At 55.9% G+C, this 229-nt stretch carries 1 protein-coding gene; it reads right to left on the reverse strand.

All coding sequences use genetic code 11. The features are described 5' to 3' along the window. Window positions 1–131, reverse strand: a 131-nt coding sequence (locus tag RVY79_RS22170) for an Lrp/AsnC family transcriptional regulator (RefSeq protein WP_411161797.1), incomplete at its 3' end; no start/stop codon positions are given. Window positions 132–229: the final 98 nt, after the last annotated feature.

Genomic DNA, 229 nt, shown 5'->3' on the forward strand with positions numbered 1-229 from the left:
CGCCGCAGGCAGGTGGCCGGCGATACCGCGCAGCGTGCAGCGAGGTCCTGGTTGCTCAGAGAGCAATCGGCCTGCAGGGCGTCCAGCAGGCGCAAATCGATGGCGTCCAGTTCCAAAGTCAATACTTTCATGCAAGTAAATTTCACGAGGACTGCTGCGTGAAATCATCGCTCAAAAGCTGTTGAATTTTGCATGCATTCGCCGATTCCTCTTGCCTAGGATGCCGCAT

The sequence above is a fragment of the Chromohalobacter sp. HP20-39 genome, from assembly GCF_033052815.1.
Taxonomy (GTDB): Bacteria; Pseudomonadota; Gammaproteobacteria; order Pseudomonadales; family Halomonadaceae; genus Chromohalobacter.